The 19982-nt window shown below is 66.5% G+C and carries 16 protein-coding genes; 8 read left to right on the top strand and 8 right to left on the bottom strand.

Features of this window, described 5'->3' with window-relative positions:
* Positions 1-374: 374 nt before the first annotated feature.
* Entirely contained in the window at positions 375-2021 is a 1647-nt protein-coding gene (locus tag AB0K82_RS34655) for a bacterial transcriptional activator domain-containing protein (RefSeq protein WP_364405176.1), read from the bottom strand.
* A gap of 478 nt (positions 2022-2499) precedes the next feature.
* Between AB0K82_RS34655 and AB0K82_RS34650 the strand changes: the two genes are divergently transcribed.
* From AB0K82_RS34650 to AB0K82_RS34640, 3 genes are all read left to right on the top strand, one after another.
* A complete protein-coding gene (locus tag AB0K82_RS34650; RefSeq protein WP_364405174.1) occupies positions 2500-3447 on the top strand; it encodes a LuxR C-terminal-related transcriptional regulator in 948 nt (315 codons plus the stop codon).
* Positions 3448-3487: 40 nt separating this feature from the next.
* Complete coding sequence (locus AB0K82_RS34645) at positions 3488-5287, top strand: S9 family peptidase (RefSeq protein ID WP_364405172.1); 1800 nt, start codon at positions 3488-3490, stop codon at positions 5285-5287.
* 310 nt (positions 5288-5597) lie between these two features.
* On the top strand, positions 5598-7367 hold the full coding sequence (locus AB0K82_RS34640; protein ID WP_364405170.1) for a hypothetical protein: 1770 nt from the start codon (positions 5598-5600) through the stop codon (positions 7365-7367).
* A 272-nt stretch (positions 7368-7639) separates the two neighbouring features.
* On the opposite strand, the gene AB0K82_RS34635 is transcribed toward AB0K82_RS34640, so the two are convergent.
* The 3 genes from AB0K82_RS34635 to AB0K82_RS34625 form a co-directional block, all read right to left on the bottom strand.
* Positions 7640-7852 carry a hypothetical protein gene (locus tag AB0K82_RS34635; RefSeq protein ID WP_364405168.1) on the bottom strand — a complete coding sequence of 71 codons (213 nt, stop codon included), beginning with the start codon at positions 7850-7852 and terminating at the stop codon, positions 7640-7642.
* A gap of 444 nt (positions 7853-8296) precedes the next feature.
* The gene (locus AB0K82_RS34630; protein WP_364405166.1) at positions 8297-8518 is read right to left on the bottom strand and encodes a DUF397 domain-containing protein; all 222 of its coding nucleotides are present in this window, start codon (positions 8516-8518) and stop codon (positions 8297-8299) included.
* Between the two features lie 16 nt (positions 8519-8534).
* Positions 8535-9383, bottom strand: coding sequence for a helix-turn-helix transcriptional regulator (locus tag AB0K82_RS34625; RefSeq protein ID WP_364405164.1), 849 nt, complete (start codon positions 9381-9383; stop codon positions 8535-8537).
* A 428-nt stretch (positions 9384-9811) separates the two neighbouring features.
* Between AB0K82_RS34625 and AB0K82_RS34620 the strand changes: the two genes are divergently transcribed.
* The 4 genes from AB0K82_RS34620 (at position 9812) to AB0K82_RS34605 (ending at position 11567) form a co-directional block, all read left to right on the top strand.
* Positions 9812-10189 carry an ATP-binding protein gene (locus AB0K82_RS34620; protein ID WP_364405163.1) on the top strand — a complete coding sequence of 126 codons (378 nt, stop codon included), beginning with the start codon at positions 9812-9814 and terminating at the stop codon, positions 10187-10189.
* Between the two features lie 87 nt (positions 10190-10276).
* Entirely contained in the window at positions 10277-10588 is a 312-nt protein-coding gene (locus AB0K82_RS34615) for a hypothetical protein (protein ID WP_364405162.1), read from the top strand.
* 116 nt (positions 10589-10704) lie between these two features.
* Complete coding sequence (locus AB0K82_RS34610; protein ID WP_364405160.1) at positions 10705-11325, top strand: hypothetical protein; 621 nt, start codon at positions 10705-10707, stop codon at positions 11323-11325.
* Positions 11322-11567 carry a helix-turn-helix domain-containing protein gene (locus AB0K82_RS34605; protein WP_364405158.1) on the top strand — a complete coding sequence of 82 codons (246 nt, stop codon included), beginning with the start codon at positions 11322-11324 and terminating at the stop codon, positions 11565-11567. Before AB0K82_RS34610 ends, AB0K82_RS34605 begins: the two co-directional genes overlap by 4 nt.
* A 37-nt stretch (positions 11568-11604) precedes the next feature.
* Here AB0K82_RS34605 and AB0K82_RS34600 read toward each other — a convergent pair whose 3' ends face one another.
* The 4 genes from AB0K82_RS34600 to AB0K82_RS34585 form a co-directional block, all read right to left on the bottom strand.
* The gene (locus AB0K82_RS34600; RefSeq protein ID WP_364405156.1) at positions 11605-14466 is read right to left on the bottom strand and encodes an ATP-binding protein; all 2862 of its coding nucleotides are present in this window, start codon (positions 14464-14466) and stop codon (positions 11605-11607) included.
* Between the two features lie 4 nt (positions 14467-14470).
* Positions 14471-15322, bottom strand: coding sequence for a PHP domain-containing protein (locus AB0K82_RS34595; protein WP_364405155.1), 852 nt, complete (start codon positions 15320-15322; stop codon positions 14471-14473).
* Positions 15323-15401: 79 nt separating this feature from the next.
* Positions 15402-15674, bottom strand: a complete 273-nt coding sequence (locus tag AB0K82_RS34590; RefSeq protein ID WP_364405153.1) for a hypothetical protein — start codon at positions 15672-15674, stop codon at positions 15402-15404.
* The gene (locus AB0K82_RS34585; RefSeq protein WP_364405151.1) at positions 15671-17377 is read right to left on the bottom strand and encodes a zeta toxin family protein; all 1707 of its coding nucleotides are present in this window, start codon (positions 17375-17377) and stop codon (positions 15671-15673) included. The genes AB0K82_RS34590 and AB0K82_RS34585 overlap by 4 nt, the downstream gene beginning before the upstream one ends.
* 243 nt (positions 17378-17620) lie before the next feature.
* On the opposite strand from AB0K82_RS34585, the gene AB0K82_RS34580 reads away from it, so the two are divergent.
* Positions 17621-19882 (top strand): hypothetical protein, encoded by a 2262-nt coding sequence (locus tag AB0K82_RS34580; protein ID WP_364405149.1) that lies wholly within the window; start codon positions 17621-17623, stop codon positions 19880-19882.
* Positions 19883-19982 lie beyond the last annotated feature (100 nt).

The raw sequence follows: 19982 nt of genomic DNA, 5'->3' as shown, positions 1-19982 counted from the left end.
GGGCGGCGTTTTTCAAGATATTCGCAGGTCAGCGGCCTGATCAATATCCCAAAGGCCACCAGCAAGCGCACAACAAGGGGGCCTCACACGCAAGGCGATATAGGAAAAGCAAGATCTCATTCGGAAGAGAGAATTGCGATTGACGCATGGCGCACGTGACACAAACGGCCGAGCCGACCGACCGTCACGCATCTGTTACGGGCATCAGCCCTCATGTCGGGGCGTACGTCCGGGAGGTACGCATCACGCGTTACCTTGGGAGACGCCCGCTTCACCCCACCGGTTCTAGGTCGGCGCCGCCGTCGATAGGCGATCCGGTAGGCGACTCGGGAACCCCGAGCGACGCGACCGTCCAGCCGGGCCACGAGCCGTGGTCATGTCGCCACGTTGGTGTCTACAGTCAGCGATCGGAAGAGTGCGCGCGTTTCCCGCGAAGGCTCTTCGCCGAGGCGCGCGAGTCGCTCCTCCAACGCTTCATACGCGGACCTGACGCTTTCGATCCGGTGCAGCCGATGGTATATCCGCATCATCTTGCGGTCGGCCTCTTCATGACATGGGGCTACCTTGACGGCTCGCTCAAGGATCGTGATCGCCCGTCCGGGATGTGAATCCTCGATCAGCCGCACAAGCTCCATCGACGCATCGATGACCTTACGCCGAAGGTCCTGCAGGTACGGTTCGGCCCATGAGCCGTCGCCGACATGGGCGAACTCGCCACGATACGTTTCGACAGCCTGCTGGAATTGTTCCAGGCGACACCTGTCGTTGTGAGCGGTACGGCCCAGACGGACCGCCGTCTCGAAGTCCCAAAGATCGGTGTCGACCAGGCTGCGGTCGATCCAGTATCGCCCCATTCTCAATTGCACGAATTTCGCATCTGATCCGCCCGCTGCCTCCCGCAGCGCCTTGCGCAGATAGTAGAGTGCGTCGCTAAAACGCTTGCGCGCACAGGAGAGCGACTCCGATGGCCAGAGATCCTCGATGATGAGGTCTGCGCTGACACCCTCAGGATGACAGGCGAGGTAGGTGGCGATCTCCCAGGAGAACCTACGCTCCAGCAAACCGGGAAGCCTTCGTCCCGCCAGGGCGATCGATGCAGGGCCGAGCATCTGAAGTCGCGGCTTGATGCGCTGAGTGCGTCGGGGCGCCTCGCCGTCGAGCGCAGGGAGAGCCGCCGCAGCCGTATCGGGAGTGCCCGTTGAGGGCGGACCGGCATCGGCTCTGCCGTCCGTCCTCGCTTCTGACGTGAGGTACTCCGCCTCATCCTGCGCGGAGTCACGCGGGGCGGTCGCCAGGCGGGCACCGATCAACATCTGGAGTCCAGGGGACGCGGACGATACTCGGCCGTCATCGTCAACGGCCAGGCTTGCCCCGAGAGACCACCAGCCCGCCACCAGCGCGTGAATCCCGTACTGGACGGCTTCGCCGATCAATGCTTGCAGACGAGTCTGCTGGGCGTCGGCATGGGCCACCAGCCACAGCTGCCGCAGGCTTCTGGCGTCCCCGCCGTTCTCTTGCCTACGGACCCGCTCGGAGAGTTCGGCGTGCACCAATGCGATCGCCTCATCCGACGTGGCCACGACCCTGGCCTCGGCGGGCACCGGCCCGACACCGAACAGTTCCGCCGCGCAGCCGGCGGTGATAATCAGCGCGTCTCGTTTCCGATGGGAAAGGGCTGCGATGGCCGCTCGGAGGACACCGGGACCGGCCACCCCGATGATTCCGCCGACCGCGGAGATATCGACGACGATCGGGCCCGCGCACGCCCAGCCCTTGAGTGGCTCGCCGGGATCCGGGAGGAACTGCAGGCACCGAACCGCCTCGCTGCTCGCACAGACAGCGGCGTCCTGGCCCACGCCCCGGCCGGCACTGATCGGTGGCGCCAGCAGCGATGAGGCCAGCAGTGACCGGCGCGCGTCCGAGCGTCGGCGTCCTATGAGACGCAGCGCCTGACGACGGACGGCACGTAGTCCCTGTGCGTGCGGCGATGGCCCCGTCGTTCCGGCGGTCTTCCGGATCATCTGCACCTCCCCGACATGCCTGGGCCGCGCCCAGACCACCCGAAGAACAGAGAAGCGTGCGCCTGAGCAGCGGGGAAGATGCAGTTCTGTGCAGTGAGGGATTCTGCTCATTCGCGCGCCTGAGGCAGCGCTCGACAGGCCGCCGTGAGAGCACCTGGTCAACGGAACGCCGTAGCGGGAGGACCTGCGATGCTGGCGGGTTGCGCGCCAGGTCGGGCGCTCAGCGAGGCACCGGCACAGTGAGATAACGCACCGCAGTTGTATGATGACGGAAAGTTCTTAGTGAGGTGATTACATCGGAAGCTGAGAACCCCAACGGACAGATCGAATCGACATATCACAGCAGGTCAACAAGCGTGCCCACCACCTGCTCGAAGCGGCGATCTGCGAGCGCTGTACCGATATCCCCCACTTGTCAGAAAGCTGAAGCATGACCTCTTCAGAGACAAGTTCCGTCCGTCGGCTCTTCGCAGGACTCGTGGGCGACGACCTGCTGGCCGCATTCGAGAGGTTGGTTACCGCTGACGGTTGTCCGATGTCGCAGACCGATGAGTTCGTCGGACCTCCTGACCTGGTGAAAGGACTGCTCGACTGCGGGATGGCTCATGTCGGATCGGCCAGCCCCGATCCCCCGAACCTCGTGCCCGCGCCTCTCGACCTCGCGCTCCACGGCCTGCTGCGGAAGAGACAGCAACAACTGATGGAGGACTGCGAACGCCTCATGGACGGTCATCGCCGTCTGTCTTCTATCGAGCGGATACGTCCCAAGGCCGAAAGGATCAGCCACCGGCTCGTGGAGGTCGTCGTCGACAGGACGGAGATCACCAGACTGTCGCATGCCCTGGTCAACTCAGCCCGAGACGACTGGATGAGCCTGGAGAACTCCCACCTCGAAACTCCCCTGGATGAGGCCACCGGCTACAGTCCACCGCCGGCCTTCGAGAACAGCGTCCGCTGCCGCGCGATCTACGAAGCCATCGTCATGGATAACCCGATCGGAGCACGCGCAGTCCAGGAGTCGATACGCCACGGCGAAGAGGCCCGGCTCCTCCCTCACATCGGCATGAAGATGAAGCTGGCCGACGCATCGCTGGCGATGCTGCCTTTGACCCCCACCGGGATGGAAGGCGCGATGGTCATCCGCTCGGCCGTCATCGCCGGTGCGCTGCGCGAGTACTTCGAGATGCTGTGGGAACGGGCGATGCCCGTTGGCACGCAGCCGGAATCACGCACCGGCCTGCCGCCCGTCGAGGAACGGGTCCTTCCGCTGCTCGCCCAAGGGCTCACCGACGAGGCGATCGCGCATCGGCTGGAGGTCAGCCTGCCCACTGTCCAACGCCGCCTCGCCAACCTGAAGAAGCGCCTCTCCGTCGACACCCGCATCGCCATCGTCGTGGCCGCCATGCGCCGCGGCTGGATTCAATGACGCGCCGGCCACGTCGGCGCTGCGACCCTCCGGGACTGTGATGCTCGATCTGCTCTCGTTCGTCCCCAAGGCCCGGCTCCAACCGGGCGTCGCCCTATCGCCAGACGCCACCATGGTGGCCTACTCCTACAACCCCGCTCATCAGTTCGGCCTATGGATCGCCCCTGTCAGCGGAGGTGAACCGCGATGCATGGTGGAGTTCCCCGACCAGGCCGTACGGCAGGCCGGGTGGTCGCCCGATGGCAAGTCCCTGGTGTTCACCGCCGACCGCAACGGAGACGAGCAGTACCAGATCTACCGGATTCCGGTCACAGGCGGGCAGCCGGAGAGGCTCACCACGGCCGACGGTCGCCAGCACACGCTCGCGGCCGAGCCGTACGATCCGACCGGTCGCTATCTGATCTACGCCGCTAACGACCGGGATCCGAGCGTGCAAGACCTCATCATCCGCGATCTTCAGGACGGCACCGAGCGCAGACACATCCCCGCCGAAAAGGCGTTCTATAAGCCCGTCGGCACATCGCCGGACGGCCGCTGGGTGCTGGCCGAAAGCTTCAGCGCGAACATCGATTCGGACTGCTACCTGCTCGACCTCCTCACGCCCGGTGCCGAACCCGTACGGGTGACCGACGGCAGCGCTCACTTCGACCCGGTCTGCTGGGCTCCGGATTCGACTGGCTTCTACCTCCTCACCACCGCCTGGGGGGAGTACGTGGCCGGCGCCAGATACTCGCTGCAGGACGGGACGTTGCGGCCGGTAATCAGCGCCGACTGGGATGTCGAGACCCTCCGCGAGGCCGGCGAGACGATGGTCTGGACGCTGAATGAGAACGGCCGTTCCGTACTCCACCTACGCCGAGGACAGGCGCAGCCAACATCGCTGCCCCTGTCGTCAGGCGTGATCCGCGCACTCGACCTTTCGCGCGATGGAACCGTGGCGGCGATCCAGCTTGAGACCGCAACACGCCCGCCCGAAATCGCCGTTCTCGAGCTGGCGAGCGGGGCTCTGACCTACCTCACCGACACCCGGCCACCCGCCCTGTCCGTAATCGAGCCGATCGAACCGCAGACCGTCGCCTTCTCCGCCCGCGACGGCCGCTCAGTACACGGACTCCTGTACCGCCCGCACGGGACAGGCCCCTTCCCCGCCATCATGTGGATCCACGGCGGTCCTGAAAATCAAGAACGCTTCACCTACGAAAGATCCGGCCTCTACCAGTACCTCCTCAACCACGGGGTCGCCGTTTACGGCCCCAACGTGGCGGGGTCCACCGGATACGGCATGACGTCCCGAACGCAGCTGTACCGGGACTGGGGCGGAATCGACCTCCGAGACTTCGAAGACGCCGCCGCCTACCTGGGCTCACTGCCCTGGATCGACCCTGGCCGTCTCGCCGTGGCCGGTGCCTCCTACGGCGGATTCGCCGCGCTGTCCTGCCTTACCCGACTTCCCCACCTGTGGAGCGCCGGGGTGTCCTTCTGCGGGCCGTCCAACCTCGTTACCCTCGCCACCGCCTGCCCACCGACCTGGCGAACCTTCGTCAACACCGTCCTCGGAGACCCCCACGACGAAACCGACGCTGAACGCCTGCGGCGATGCTCACCCATCACCTACGTCGACCAACTCACCGCCCCGTTGCTGGTCATCCAAGGGGCTCGCGATCCCCGTGTCCCCAAGCAGGAATCCGATCAAATCGTCGCCAGACTCCGCAGCCGCGGAGTCGACGTCCGCTACAACGTCTACGACGACGAAGGACACGGCTTCACCAACCGCGACAACGAGATCACCGCATACGCCGACATCGCCGACTTCCTCGTCACCCACCTCAAACGCCGGTAGCAACCGGGACGTTCCTCAGCCGGGGAATTCTCGTCGACCGATGGGGCCATGCCGGCATGGCGAGCAGCAAACTCCGAGCACGCGACCGCCAAGAGCCAATCCAGTTCCCCCACCACCGTCATCCTGGGCACCCAGTAGGGACTGCCGGCGGACAGATCCGCACTGCAGCGGGTCTCCTCGACGCAGGTGAGCTACCGGTCGCCCGGCGACTGCACTCCGGCCTATCCGCACGCCTGCCTGAGGCGCGGGATGCCGCTCCACCCCTTATTCGCTCGACCGGTCTAGCCGTCTCGGAGGATAGTGATGCGCTATGAGTGACCAGGAGGCCCGAGGGCGCCTCGCCCGTCTCATCGTCGACGCGCTCGAGGTCGGCACCGGCAAGAATGAACAGGATGTAATCGGAGACCTGTTCGACTCGTTCGGGCTCGACTTCGCCACGTTGGATCGCCAGTTCCCCCGACACCGGTTCCCTCAACAGAGAACCACCTTGCTTCGGGAAGCGGCTGCTGAACAGCTGGCCGGTGCCGCGCCCACGACGGCTGTCCTGCTCAATGGGGTGGTGCGCTTGGGCGGCAGGTTTGTCTCGATGGTGGAAGAGATCTACCAACGCCTTGCACGGCACACCGCGACGACCACTGGTACCAGCGAGGCGTTCCGACTGCGCCGATCCGACGTCGATGAGAGCCCGCTCACGATCAGTCCAGCCTTCCTGGAGCAGGTGCGGCGCCTCACCTCGACGTTGACGAGGATCGAGATTGGTCGCATCGACGTTACCGCCGTGCAGTCGTTTCTCAGGTGGGACGTCGGGAGGCTTCACGGGAATTGGCCGCCCCGCGACGCGAGTGGGAATCGACTCGCCGATCACATCTTGGCTCTCGGGTGGATCGCACCTGCGGTGGCCGATCAGGACACCAGTTCGGCGATGTGGGCGGAGGCCACCGATGCCGTCATCACGGCAACGCGTGCCGCAGAACGGGTGATCGGCACCGCCGAGTGGTTGGTACGCAGCTACCTCACATCTCTCGACGCGTTCAGCGACGAGAATGGAGTCATCAGGTCGGCCGACGTATTCACCTACGAATCCTCCCACTGGATCACTAACCAGATGGAACGCCAATTCAAAAACGAGGTCAGCCGCTACCACAATTCTGAAACACTGGCTGTTTTGGCATTCCCAAGCCACGTCAACGGCATCGACGAGCCCACTTTCCTCGGTTTGGACAGGCAGCTTGGACCAGTTCACGTTCCGGGCAGTGACAGCGGTGGCACAGGTATGGGGATGCTCGCCGGGTTCGTAGCGCAGTGGCGCGACGGACACTGGAGTCTCCAGTCCCGCGCCGAGTTGGAGCCGAAGCTGTTCGGTGACCCTCAGCACCTCACTCAATGGCTTGACACCCTCACGTCGCAGTGCAATGACGCCGCCGAGTGGCTGGCGACCGAGGTCCTCCACCCGACGATGCCTCTCGACGTGACGACGCTGCTGGAGTCGGTGGAAGAATTCCTCAACCTCCCGTTGTGGCGACAACGGGACCTGCTCTACGAAATCTGGGTACTGTGCGCGACGCTCGATGCCTGCGAGCACGCCGGTTGGCGGGTGCACTTGGCTGGCACGGCCGACACCGACGGGGTCTGGGAGCTGCCCAACAAGGCAACCGACAAACCGGTTGGCCAACTGCAACGGCAGTCGCCGTCGCCGACGTACCTGGACGTGTGGCGCGAGCCGAATCGGACTCCGGTGACAGGTGACGTGACCCCAGACGTCACCGTGGCCACGCCAGCTCCCTACGCTCGCGAGTTGATCGTCGTCGAGGCAAAGGACCGCCGACGAATGCGGGTACACAAGGCGCTATCGGACGCGGAGCGATACGCGGCAGCGTTGTGTCCCGCAGTAACGTGGGTCGTCAATCACTGCGACTACCGGCGCGACACCGATCCGCTGGAGGAACACGGCACGGTATGGTCGCGGATACGCCTCGCCGCGCAATTCCGCCCAGGGAATGTTCCCGCTGCTTTCACAGACACAATCCGGACTGCCGTCACCCCTCCCGATGACCAGGCATCGGGTGCCGATCAAACCTGATCAGGCGTGTCCTGCCGATTAATTGATCGGTTCTGGTTGATGTGTCGGATGCTGGACGTGGTGAGCGGGCGGGCAAAGCCTGAGCGGTGACAGAGCCGTTGTCGCCGGCCCCGGGTCACAGGTCCGGACGCTGGCAGGCCAGCCATCCGCCACACTCAACCCCGACGCCGCTCCGGCTCCCCAGTCGCCGCCGTCCGCAGCCGACCGTTCAGACCAAGCGCAGTGGGCCGCCCCATCAGGCCTGCAAACGGGCGGCCCCACCCACAGAGCCGTCAACCACCACCGACGACCCACCGCGCACTCGACACACTGCGAAGAAGGACGACCTGCTCGCCGCCGACGCCGCCGCGGTCATCGCCACCGACCAGGTGGACGTCATCGAAGCGATCCGCCACCACACCGGCGGGACCGGCGCCGACATCGTCCTCGACCTTGTCATGGGCCCTGGCCAGCAGGATCTTCTGAAGGCCCGCCTGGCGGAACACTGGTCGCTGCGGGCTTCCTGGACCCTCGGCCGACCGCCTTCCCGAGAAGCACGCCGCTCACGATCTTCAGCTATCGGAGCTTCGAGCACACCGTCGACGCCATCGTGGTGAAGCGCATGGCGGCCTTTCTGAACGCCGGTATACGCCTTGGTGCACTGCGGCCCGCCGTCGACAAGGTGTTCCACCCTCGACGACGTCGTCGACGCACACCGTCACCTCGAGGAAGGGCTCCACACTTGGAGGGAGATCGTCGTCACGGTCTAGGAACGGACCAGAAGGAGCCGCCTATGGCTCTTGGTCGTCGACCCGCAGTAGCGAGAACGCACACGGAGCCGACAGTCCCGCTGCGCTGTCATCGGCATAACAGTGCGCCCGACGGGCGGGATCAGCAGGCTGTCTCTGTCATCCAGTGCTGCGGACGGTTTGCGAAGTGGGGTAAGTCCCTCAGGCACCGAGCGAACCGGTCAGGTCCAACTTGCCCTGCTTAATGTCGTCGATGAAGGCCGCCCAGGCAGACGACGTGAACGCCAGTGTCGGCCCGTTCGGATCCTTGGAGTCGCGTACGAGGCGCAAGCTGTCCAGCATCGCCGCCTCGACACAGCCTTCCCCGGCGTCGCTGTACATGCTCTTGCGGAAGACGGCCTGAGGTGTGTTGCGGTCGGTCACGCGGTCTCCCCTGCAATCACTGTCTCGCCAGCCGCGCGAGCAGCGTCAGCGACTCCTCTGGGCTGAGAGCCGTCGCCTGCATCTGCTCGAACGCCAGGGCGTGGGTATGCACCTGCCCTTCGTCTTCAACGTACAGAGCTCCGGTCACATTCTCGACATAAACGACGTTCGGGAAGTACTGCTCGGGGAACTGCAGGATCGAGAAAGATCCGGCGACACCGGGATGGACACCGGCTGCCGCCGGCATCACTTGGAGCATGACGTTCGGCAGCTCCGCCAGTTCGAGGAGCCGCGCGAACTGCGCTCGCATGACCTCGGCGCTGCCGCAGACCCTGTGGAGGACGGCTTCGTCGATGATCGACCAGAACCGCAGAGGCTCATCCCGATCGGTGAGCGCGGCCTGTCGCGCCATTCGCACGGCCACCCTGCGGTCGACCTCCGCGGGCGGCTTGAAGCGCATCAGCGCGGCCTTGATGACATTGCGGGCGTAGTCCTCCGTCTGGAGGAGACCGTGGATCACGCCCATGCTGTAGCAGCTCAGCGCCTCGGCTTCGGCTTCCAGCCCGATGTAGGTGGCGTAGTCGGTGCTCAGTGGCTCCGTGTCCCACCAGTCGCGTTGACGCGCCGTCCTGGCAAACGTGATCAGGGCGTCGCGCCGGCGGCCCGCGACCCCGTACAGGTCGAGGATTCCCTGAACCTCGGGAGCAGCGATACGTCGCATGACGGTTTCGATCCGTGACAGCTTGGTCTTGCTCCAGCCGAGCTGTTCGGCCGCTTCTTCGAGCGTCAGCCCGCTCGCCTCGCGCAGTCGCCGTAGTTCGGCGGCCAGTCGCCGCTCGCGCACTGTGGGTTGCCGTGTGGACACCCGCGTCAGTCTGCCCACCGGTGCAGGCGGCAGCAACCATGTTGCCCACATGCCTGCGATAGATCTTGAAATTGTTTCTTGAAACAGTTGCGGATACCCTCCCGCGCCCTGCACGATGCGTTCAGAGTCAAAGACGGAGAGTGAGGATGACGACCGGCGCGAGTAGTCGAGAGGGATTTCGATCACTCTGGTCAGCCCGTCGGTTGGAGACGACGTACCACCAGGTACCAGCCACTCCCATCCCCACATAAAAGCTCGGTGGGGCGGAGCCCCCGACCCGCCCCACCGGTCACATCTCTGCGGTACCAGCCAACGCCCATGAGGTCAGGGATGGTTTCGGCCGGGGCCGCAGCCGATATGGGAGGAGTGCCCGAATGTTCGTTTCCCCCATCGATGTCCCCCGTGGTCTCGCAGATGAGTCGGATGCCATGCGCTGGCGTCGAACGTTCCCCGGCCGTGCCGATCAGTCCCGGCCTGCCCGCCACTTCGTCGCATTCCTTCTGGCCGGGTGCTCGCTCACCGACGACGCCGTCTCCGTGACGGGTGAGCTGGTGGCCAACGCCTTGACGCACACCCACTCCGCGAAGCCCGGCGGACTCTTCGTAGTTGAGGTACGGCGCTGGCGCGGGGGTGCGGCTGTGGCCGTGACCGACCAGGGCGGTACGAGCGAGCCGACCGTACGCGAGGCCGACTGGCAGGCCGAGTCCGGACGAGGACTCCACACGATCAACATCCTGACCGGCACGTGGAGCTGGACCGGCGACGCGAACGGCCGAACCGTCACCGCCGTCTTCGACGAGCACTGATCAAGTTGTGCGCCTTTCCGGGCCCTCTCGAAGGCCGACCAACGGCATTCGCCCGGACAGGTAACGCCGCCACCGAAAGGCCAGCAGATGCGCCCCAGCGCCCGATTGCATGCCGAACTCACGGCGATCATCGACCGAGCCTACGAAGCCGCCGACCAAGCCGACGGATCGGTGATCCGCACTCTCCTCGGTGACCTCACGGGGACAGGACTGGACCAGCGCACCGCCGCTTTCCTGGGGCAGGCGCACCGACTGGCTCTCGACACCACTGCTGCGCTGACCAGCGTGCTCGACACCCATCGGTTCGGATCGTGCTGTTCCGAGTGTGGGACCAGCGACCCATGCCGCACCATCCGTGGAATCTCCGAGATCTTCATCCCCATCAGCGGGGCGCCGTGATCGACGCTCGACGGCCTCTCCGTTACTGGACGCGCGGTAACCCCTCGGGAGGCTCGGCTCAGACAACGCCTACCGCCCTTACCTACTCGAGGTCCTCGACGAAGGGAGCGAGTGCGATGAATCGCTCGGCAAGCGACGTACACGCCCGCACCAACGCCCAGGTGATCGGCACGATGGCCGCCGCGATGCGGGCCGACAACGCCGCGATCCAAGCCGCAGTCGACGAGGTCATCCTTCGCGGCCGGCTCGACGCTCACACCGCTGAGTTCCTCCGGCAAGCGCGCACCAGCGTGCTCGGTGTCTGTGCCGCGCTGACCGGCGTGCTCCAGACGCACCGATGCGTGACCGATCCGTACGGCGCCGAGGTCTGCGTGAGCTGCGGAACGGCCGAGGTCTGCTGGACCGTTCAGCACGTCAACGACTCGCTTCTCGCCTACTCCACCTGCCGAGTCTCCGAGATCGATCGCGCGGAGGCGTGGCGTCGGGCCGACGCGTGGATCAACCGCGACACCGCGAATCCCGTACAGGTCGCGGTGGAGGAATTCCCCGACGGCTTCGTCATCTGGCCCGTGTCGGAGTCCAGGCCGACGGGTGAAAAGACGTTGCTCATCGTCGACAAGCGCACTGGACGGCTGACCCGCTGGCCGCCACTGCCCAAAGACGTCTTGGCCGTCCAGTACCGCAACTACCTCCACGGCCGGCCGATCGAACTCGGCCCGTCGGAAGGACGCCGATGACGCCAAGCACCGGAGCAGCCGAGGATGAAGGCCCCGCTGCGCTGTTGAAGACCGCGGAAGTGGCGCGGCTGTTCCGAGTTTCCCGTTCGACGGTCACATCGTGGGCCTACCGAGGTCTGATCCCTTACACGAAGACCCCAACGGGTCACCTTCGTTTCTACCGCGCTTCGATTGAACAGCGCCTGGCGGAGCGAAACGCTTCGGTCGCTGAATCGCCTTCGCCCCGGGAGCAACGTAGGTAGGGGCGCAAGCTGCCGCGATGAGTGTGGATACCCCGGCTCAGGCACTCCCCTCGGCAGCGTAGAAGCGGATCAGGCCGTCGATGTTCGACAGGTCGTTGGCGGCTTCGGTGAGAGGCTGCGCCCAGTCGTCGTCGTTCCGGCGAGCCGCCGTTGCCGTCTCGATCGCTGACGGCGTGGAAGCGCCCCACAGGGTGACGTCCCGGGCGGCCTGGTCGCGCTGGTCCCGGTCCCACCGTCGGGAGACGTGTTCGAGCTGATCGGCGATGGTGTTGCCGGGGATCGGCTGCCCGTACACCTGTTCCCAGGTGGCGCTGTCGGGATGGCGCCCCATACCGGGGTCTCGCCGGTGGGCGGCCTGGAGCTCCTCCAGTACCAGGCACCAGCGGTATGGGGCGGTGAACCACTGTGGTTCTTCGCCCGTGCACACCGGCCCGCCGTCGAGCCGGCCGCGGAGCACCGCAACAAGGTGATCGGCGAGGCGGCCGGCGTCGGTTCGGGCGGCGATGGCTGAGGCGCGGGCGGCGACCGCGGCGTCGACGGCGTGGGAGAGGGCGCAGTCGCGGAGCCGCCCCGGCATCGCTTTCAGCGCATCAAGGATCGACTTGCCGGGTACGGGTGAGCCCCAGCCGGTCAGGTGTGCGGCGGTGGTGAGTTCGGCCCACAGGACGACTGCCGGGTGGTCGGTCAGGACGCGCTGGGCGGTGCGCATGTCCCGTAGCGTGCACGGTGCGGTGCGGCACTCGGTCCCGCAGGTGCCGCTGCGAGAGGTCACGAGCGCCTTCGGTGAGGCGAGCAGAGCCGGACGTGTGCTTTCGGTCGCGGTGCCGTCGGGCATGCGGACTAGGTGGGGGTAGTCCATGCCGTCGCTGAACACGGCCCCCTCACCAGGCCGGAGCGTGACGAGGAACTGCGACTGGGCGTCGGTGATGTTCATGGTCGCGCCGACGGCATCGCGGTCGTCCTTGGCGGGTAGCCGGTGCACGATCTTGACGGCGGTGTTCTTGATGACGTCGGGCACGAGCTTGGAGGGGATCTGTTCGGCGACGATCAGGCCCTCGCCGTACGCGCGGATCTCGGCGAGCAGTCCGGCGAACATCTCCACCGCGTGCGAGGCCGGCCCGGACTCCTCGCTGCGGCGCAGCAGCCGGTGGGCTTCTTCAAAGACGCTCAGGTGTGACAGTCCGGTCGCGACGCCGCCGTTGGCGCGTTGGCGCATCCGCAGGTACTCCACGAGGCGGACCAGCACGGTGCCCATGAGGAAGGCTTTGTCTCGGTCGTCGCCGACGTCCTCGATTTCGAAGACGACGTTGCGTGCCAGCAGCCGTTCGAAGTCGATCGGGTGGCCGCCCTCGAAGAACCGTCCGGTGGTGCCGAGCCGCAGGCTAGACAGGCGGACGCGGATGAACCCGCGGACGTTGTCGGTGATCTCCTTGCCGTACCCGATCTCGGTCACCACCTGCTCGGCGGCGGCCTGCAGGTCGGCCAGGGTCGGGTAGCGCGGCGTGGCGCCAGGCGTGCGTGGCTCGCCGAGTGCCAGGTCCCAGCCGAGCTGTTCGTAGCAGCGAGTCAACGCCGCCGCGAGCACCTGGGGGAACGGCTCGTCGGATTCGAACGCGGCCAGGAACAGGGCCCGTACAAGATCGGCGTGGGTTTGCAGCGGGAACGGCCGCCCGTCGGCGTCCCTGGCCGGTTCGAGGGGGTTGATGCCGGCCGCGATGGCGTCGACGTCACCGGGCCGGATCGCGATCACCTCAGCCTCGGGGAGACGTGCGGCCATCAGCCGGTATTCGGCCTTGGCTGGTTCGACCACCAGCCAAGGCAGCCCGGCCGTGGTCGCGGCCGCCAAGAGCCCGCGTACAGTCTGCGACTTTCCGGCGCCCGTCGCGCCGGACACGAACGTGTGCCGGTTCAGGCTCTCCAGCGGCACCGACAGGGTCCCCACGTCGGCCCGGTTACGGTCGAGCACCCGCCCGAGCGGCACGCCGCCCGCGGCCGTCTCCGGTGTCACGTCGAACTCCGGCCGTACGACGAACCGCACGCCCGGAACCTCCCGTGCCGGCGGGCGAGCCAGCGTCGCGACGAGGCGGGACCCGGCCTCGAACGGCCACGCGGCGTCCTTCTGCGCGGCGTCGGTGCCGGTCTCCGGCTGGGGAACGAGCGCGTACGGCAGGCCGTCCAGATCCGTCGCCGCGCACACCAGTGCCGCCACCCGCGCCGACGCCTGCGGACTAGTCCCGCCGGCCATCAGATGCACCCGCCACAACCCGCTGGTCATGGCCTGGCGCAGCTCGCGGTGGCGGCGTTCCAGCCGTGCCGCCTCCACCGCGTTCTCCGGAGACCGCTCGGCCATCGATTGCGCGGTGTACGCGCGGTCGGCGACGTCGTCGGCCAACCGGCCCGTCTCCGCGCTGTCCACCGGCTCGGCCAGCAGCAGCCATGCGAACGGCTGCGTCCACACCGACAGCAGACAGTCCTCCAGCGACGGCCGCATCGCCTGGTCCAGCCGATCCACCTGGTCATCGGCGAGCAGCCCATCGCTGATCCCACCGATCCGCGTCCAGCACGGCAGATCACCCATCACATCGGCAACCGCACCCGGGCCCAACATCCGCCCGTGACCGCCGACCGGCAGGCTCAACGCCGCCCCACCCGCGCCGTCCTCGGTGAGCAGGCCCTGCCCGCCGACGAACACCTCGACCGGTCCACCGGCACTCGCCCGCCGCCAGCCGACCAGTACCGGCCCGCCGCCGTGGTATGCCGACACCAGCGCCGCCAGCCGCTGGTCCCGCCCCTCATCCCGCCCGGCGGACTCGGCCTCGTCGCTCAGCCGACGCCGGGGAACCTCGGCCAACCGGCAGGCCGGTAGCCCCCGGACCGCACGCCACACCGCTTCGGTCATCACCTCACCGGCCATGGGCGATCGGTTCGCGGCCTGTCGCCGCGGCGACGAGCCGCTCGTACACCCCCGGAGAGGTCCGCTCGCAGCCCAAGCGATGACCGGTGAGCTCACCGTGATCGTCGCTGGATCCCGTGGTGGCCAGATCGAGGTCGGCGGCGACCCCGTGCAGGTGAGCGCGGGAGGATTCGTCATGGTCCGGGTGGTCGACCTCGACGCCGAACAGGCCGACCTCGGCCATCTCCGCGATCCACTCATCGTCGATCACACGCCCCCGTTTGGCCGCCTTCGCGTGGGCGAGCACTGGTACGCCGCCCGCATCGCGGACGAGCCGGACCGCGGCCACCGGGTCCAAGGCATACCGGCTCACGTACGCCCGGCCGCCGGGAGCGAGCCACTCGGAGGTGAACGCCTCCGACGGTTCACTGATCACGCCGGCGGCCACCATGGCGCGGGCGATCTGGGGACGTCCGACGACACCGCCATCGGCCAGCGCCTCGACCTGCTCCCATTCCAGCGGTACGCCGAGCTCGACGAGCCGCTCGATGACCCGGCGCCCTCGGAGTTCGCGCGCCTGACGGATCCGGTCGCACTCGTCGGCCAGCGCTGGAGCGCCGGGGTCGAACAGGTAGGCGAGCAGGTGAATGCTCATGCCGTCCCGCCTGCACGACAGCTCCATACCGGGGACGAGAGTCAGACCGGCCGGCAGGGACGCCGCCGCGGCCGCAATGCCTTCGACGGTGTCGTGATCGGTCAGCGCCAGCACATCCAAACCGGCCGCGCGCGCCCGCCGTACGACCTCATCCGGCGACTCCGTGCCGTCAGATGCATTGCTATGACTGTGGAGGTCAATGCGCATTCAGCAGCAGACCTTTCGCGGATCGATGCCGGCTAGGTGAGCCGGTCTACGTCGAGACATCACGCGGGCTCGCGAACCCTCAGGACCCTTGGCTTTCTGCGGCGGCACGGGCAAGGACCTCGTATTGCTCGTCCGTCAGCTCATGTCGCATGTAGGCCACGTAGACTTCATCGAATGAACCTTCCATGAGCGGCTCCGGATCCTGTTCCTCGACAGCGAAGGTATTCGCACTGCCATCCGGAGTTGATGTCTTCCGGCTAGGCCATTGGCGCTGACGGAAACGATCAGCGACCTGTTCGAGGCTCATTGATCCATTGCGAAGCTCGGCGAGCAGGTCTGTTACCTCACTCATTTATGTTCCCTCTCCTCTGCGTTGTCGCTTGCCTCCAGTAGCACCGGATCGCGGCCGTCCACGGAGTTGTCGTAAAGCTTCCATCGGTCGAATTGCGGTTTGAGCTCCTCGAACACGCGCCGGTTCACGCTCCCCCAGGTCGCGTCGGCGTTGGCTCGGATGACCTCCGGCGGAACGTACCTGCCGCCCAGGCCTTCCCCGTTGCGGTACTCCTCCAGGCCGTGACGATGCCGCTCCTGCGCCCGCTCGACGCTCTTTTCGATCGGGATGTCGACGAAGACACCCTCGATGTCGCTATAGCCGGCGTCGCGCAGCTGCTGAATGCGCTTAACGGTCGAGCCCTTGGAGGACATCGTGATGTCCCAGATGACGTTCTTTCGATCAGCGTATGCCCTTCCTGCAAGGGCTTTCGCCAGCTGCGACGACTCCTCGTGAACGAGGCGGGCTCGCTCCATCGGGGCAAGCCCTTCAATCGGTGGTATCAGGTTACGCCTCCCGAGGGACTCTTTAATGTCATCCGGATTGATCGTGAAGTATTTAGATCGATCGATACCCGCATGATTCTCGAGTGTGGCGGACTTCCCAGCTCCGCCCAGCCCTCCAGCGATGATTGCTTGACCATCATTCGGAACGTCGGCCGCCGTCGAATACAGGTCGTCCACGATCTCTCGATGGACCTTGGCACGGTCGAGGTTCCAGGTCGTGTGTTCGGGATTCAGCGTGTAGCGGTCATCGGTCGACTCACCTCGTTCGACCGCTTCATCGACGCTCGACTGGACATGACGTACGTGCTCGGCGTACGCCCGGTCATCCAGGGGTTCGACACGTCGTCGTACGCCCGCGTCCGTAGCGCGACGTGAAGCCTCGACGCTCGCGGCAGCGCTCGAAACGTCGCTCATTTTCTTTACCGCCTCGGTGACGGCAGACCCGTCCGCGCTGCTTGATCCATCCGTAGCAGGCTTCGCCGTCGTCTGATCGCGAGGCTCGCGGGGCGCAGGAAGATCGTCGACTTTCTCGAAGATCCCCTCGTCGTCGTCCGGCTGGAACGGGGACTCATCGTCATCTACCGCCAGAGTCTCGGTATCCCCGTCGACAGCGAGCTCGTCGATGGCATCGGAGTCCGCCTGCTCGTCCTCGACGGTCGCGTCCACTCTTGGTTCCGGAGAGGCGGCTCCGCCATCGGCTTCTGGCGGCTCGGCGTTTACAGGTGCGTCAGTGCCTGGCGACTCGGTTTCCAGGGGACTGTCCGGAGCTCGACTCCCCGACGCTTCTGTGGTGTCGACCCCCAGCGGGTCCTCCGTCGGCTGTTCGATCGCTGCCCTGCCGGTCGGTTCGACAGCCGGCTCGCCGTCTTGGGAGGAGGACTCCTCGGCTTCTGCTTCCGTAGATGAAGCCGGGTCGTCGGCGGATGCGCCAGTGTTTGGCCCAGCATCCGCGTCCTGCGTCCCCTCAGAAGTGCCCGCGTCTGCAGCGCGCGCGTCGAGCTGCGGCGGCGCTGTGTCGTTGGCGGCGGCAGCGCCGGCTCGGCTCTGTGCACGGCTGGGAGCGTCCGCGCTGCCTGGGCGATCCGGTGGCGTCTGGCGTTCTGGCGCCGCTGGTTCCTCGACGCGTTCCGCGGCCTCCGCATCGCTGGTGCGATCAGCGGCCATCGCCTTGCTCCCGTCCGCAACGGCACCCGTCGACGCATACACGCCGAGTCTCACGTTTGTGAGCGATCACGGGATCAGGAGGTATGACCATGCCTTCCCTTCTCCCGAGAACGTGACTCCGTGCTGCGGCACCGACGAGTGGCCGGGGCTAGGTTATTGAGCATGCCGCCCAATTAAAAGCTCAGCTTCCAAACAGAAGTAGTGACAAGTTCGCTATGGCTCTGCTTGGGTTGTTCCCCGGGGTTGGTCAGGCGTTCTGTCAAGTACGGAGATCATGGAGGCACGGGGGTTCGAGTCATGACTGTCGAGCCGGTCGATCGTCAGTCGCTGCTGGAACGGCGCTCTTTGCTGTTCTCTCCAGATCCACGGCTGGGCTGGGTCTTCCGCGATCGCTGGGCGTTCTACGTCCCGTTCACCGAGCCGCCGCCGCAGCCACAGCAGCTGCCGCAGTACCTACAGCAGCAGGTCGTGGCCACCCGGCAGGTTCTGGACCGGCACCGCCGACGGACCCTTCCGCTGAGCATCATCGGGTTCGTGATCCTGGCGCTGTTCTCCGCATGCTCGGCCAGTGACTACAGCTTGGGCAAGACTTCGATCCCTCTCGCTTCGTTCGTCCTCGCGCTGATCTGCATGGGCCCGGGCGTCGTACTGACCGCGATTGCGGCCACCGCCTGGCGTAACGCCCGCGACTCCTACGAGACGGCCCGACACCGGGCCGAGGAGACCTACGGGGCGGCGCTGCGGGACTGGCAGGCCCGCAAACATCACCACGAAAGCACCGAACAGCAGAAGGCGAACGCCCGCCCTGAATGGGGCGCGGTCCCACGTCCGCTCTCCCGCAGGCGCCTGGACGTGTTCGGCGGCACGCTGTGGAGCTGGGAAGCGCTGCTGACGACCTACGGGTCCTCCGCCCTGTTCACCGGGCCGCTGCTGGTCATCGACCTGTCACGGGAGATGGTCTGCGGCGAACTCGCAACCCTTTCACGGGCGGCGGGAATCGAAGTGGACGCACAGCTGCTACCGGCCCAGCTCGCCACCTCGACACTGCTGTCAGGGCTGGAGCCCCAGGACCTGGTCGACGCGATCGTGGAATCCATGTACGGCGATATGCCGGAAGCCGCACGCGCCGACCGCAGCATGGACGACCGGATCCTGGCCAAGATCTGCGACGCCCTGGGCGAAGACGTCTCCCTCGCCCGGATCGGCGCCGCGCTACGGGCGCTCATGGGCGAACCCGACGACTCCACCGCACTCGACCGTGATGAGCGGCGTCACATCGCGAACGAGCTGTTCAGCGTGGAGTACCGCCGCCAGGCCCACGCCAACCTGTCCCGCATCGAGTCCTACATCCACCCCATCGAACAACTCGGCACCCAGCCTGAACCCCGCACCTCCGGCTACCTGACCTGCATCGCTTTGGACAGCAACGCCCGCAACGTCCGCTCGGAGTTGTTGACCGATCTGATCGTGCAGTGGGTCACCCACCGCATCGCCGCCTCGAACAACCCCCGCCCGTCGGTCATCGTCGCCGGCGCCGACGAACTCGCCCGCCGCCACCTCGAACGCCTCTCCGATGCCTGCGAACGCCGCGGTATCCCGCTGACCTTCCTGTTCCGGCGGCTCCGCGAAACCGGCGGGGAGATGATCGGCGGTGGCGCCGTCGCGTTCATGCGGCTCGGCAACCACGAGGACGCCACACGCGCCGCCGACTTCATCGGCCGCGACTACAAGTTCGTGCTCTCCCAGATCACCAAGAACGTCGGCGGCAACGAATCCCACACCGAGTCCGAGACCGAAGGAACGGGCGACTCCGACAGCATCAGCCTGTCCACCTCGATCGGTACCTCCACCAACTGGGGCACCACCCGATCCTCCGGATCGACCCGATCCGGCGGCGGCTTCTTCGGCGACCGCTCCACCAATACCGGCAACTCACGAACACGCGGCGGCGGCACCAGCGAGACCGACACCCGCGGGGAGACCCGCTCGGTCTCTCGAAACTGGTCCAGCGCCTACTCCTACGCGGTCGGCACCAACTGGAGCGACGCCGACACCACTCAGCGGGTGTACGAGTACGCGGTCGAACCGGTCACCTTGCAGCACCTACCCGACCACGCTCTCCTACTCATCGAGACCCGACACGAAGGCGGCCGGAAACTCACCGCCGTCGAATGCGACCCGGCCATCGTCACCCTCGACCGCGTCGCCACCACTCCCCTCCCCGACCTACCACCCCGGCCGCCGCAACCGCACCAGGCCGTCCAGCCCCCCGCCGGCGTCCCCTACCAAGCGTCCTGGGCCACACCGCCGGCCGTCGAGCCACCACGCCAACCGCTGCCGTACGCGCCAGGGCCGCCCCCCGGCTACGAGACCGGCCCCCGCCTCCCAGCAGATGCGCAGACCGAAGACCAGGCATGGCGACCCGGGCAGATCTTCCCCCACGCCGGACAGTCGCTGAGAAACCTGCCTGGCAAGAACCCGCGGCCTTCAGACCGGCGCCCAACTAGGGACGACGACCGGCCAGGACCGCCGCCGCTGTTCGGCCACGGAAACGAGTGACGGATGAGCAGCGACCCGGGCCGCCTTCCACTGCTTGATGTGGCCGCCGCCCAACGACTGCGCCATACGTACACCGACGCCCTCCGCATCCCCGACGCGT

The organism is Actinoallomurus sp. NPDC052274 (assembly GCF_040679475.1).
GTDB lineage: Bacteria > Actinomycetota > Actinomycetes > Streptosporangiales > Streptosporangiaceae > Actinoallomurus > Actinoallomurus liliacearum.
Note: the sequence above shows the minus strand (reverse complement) of the source record. Positions and strands in the feature narration are given on the sequence as shown.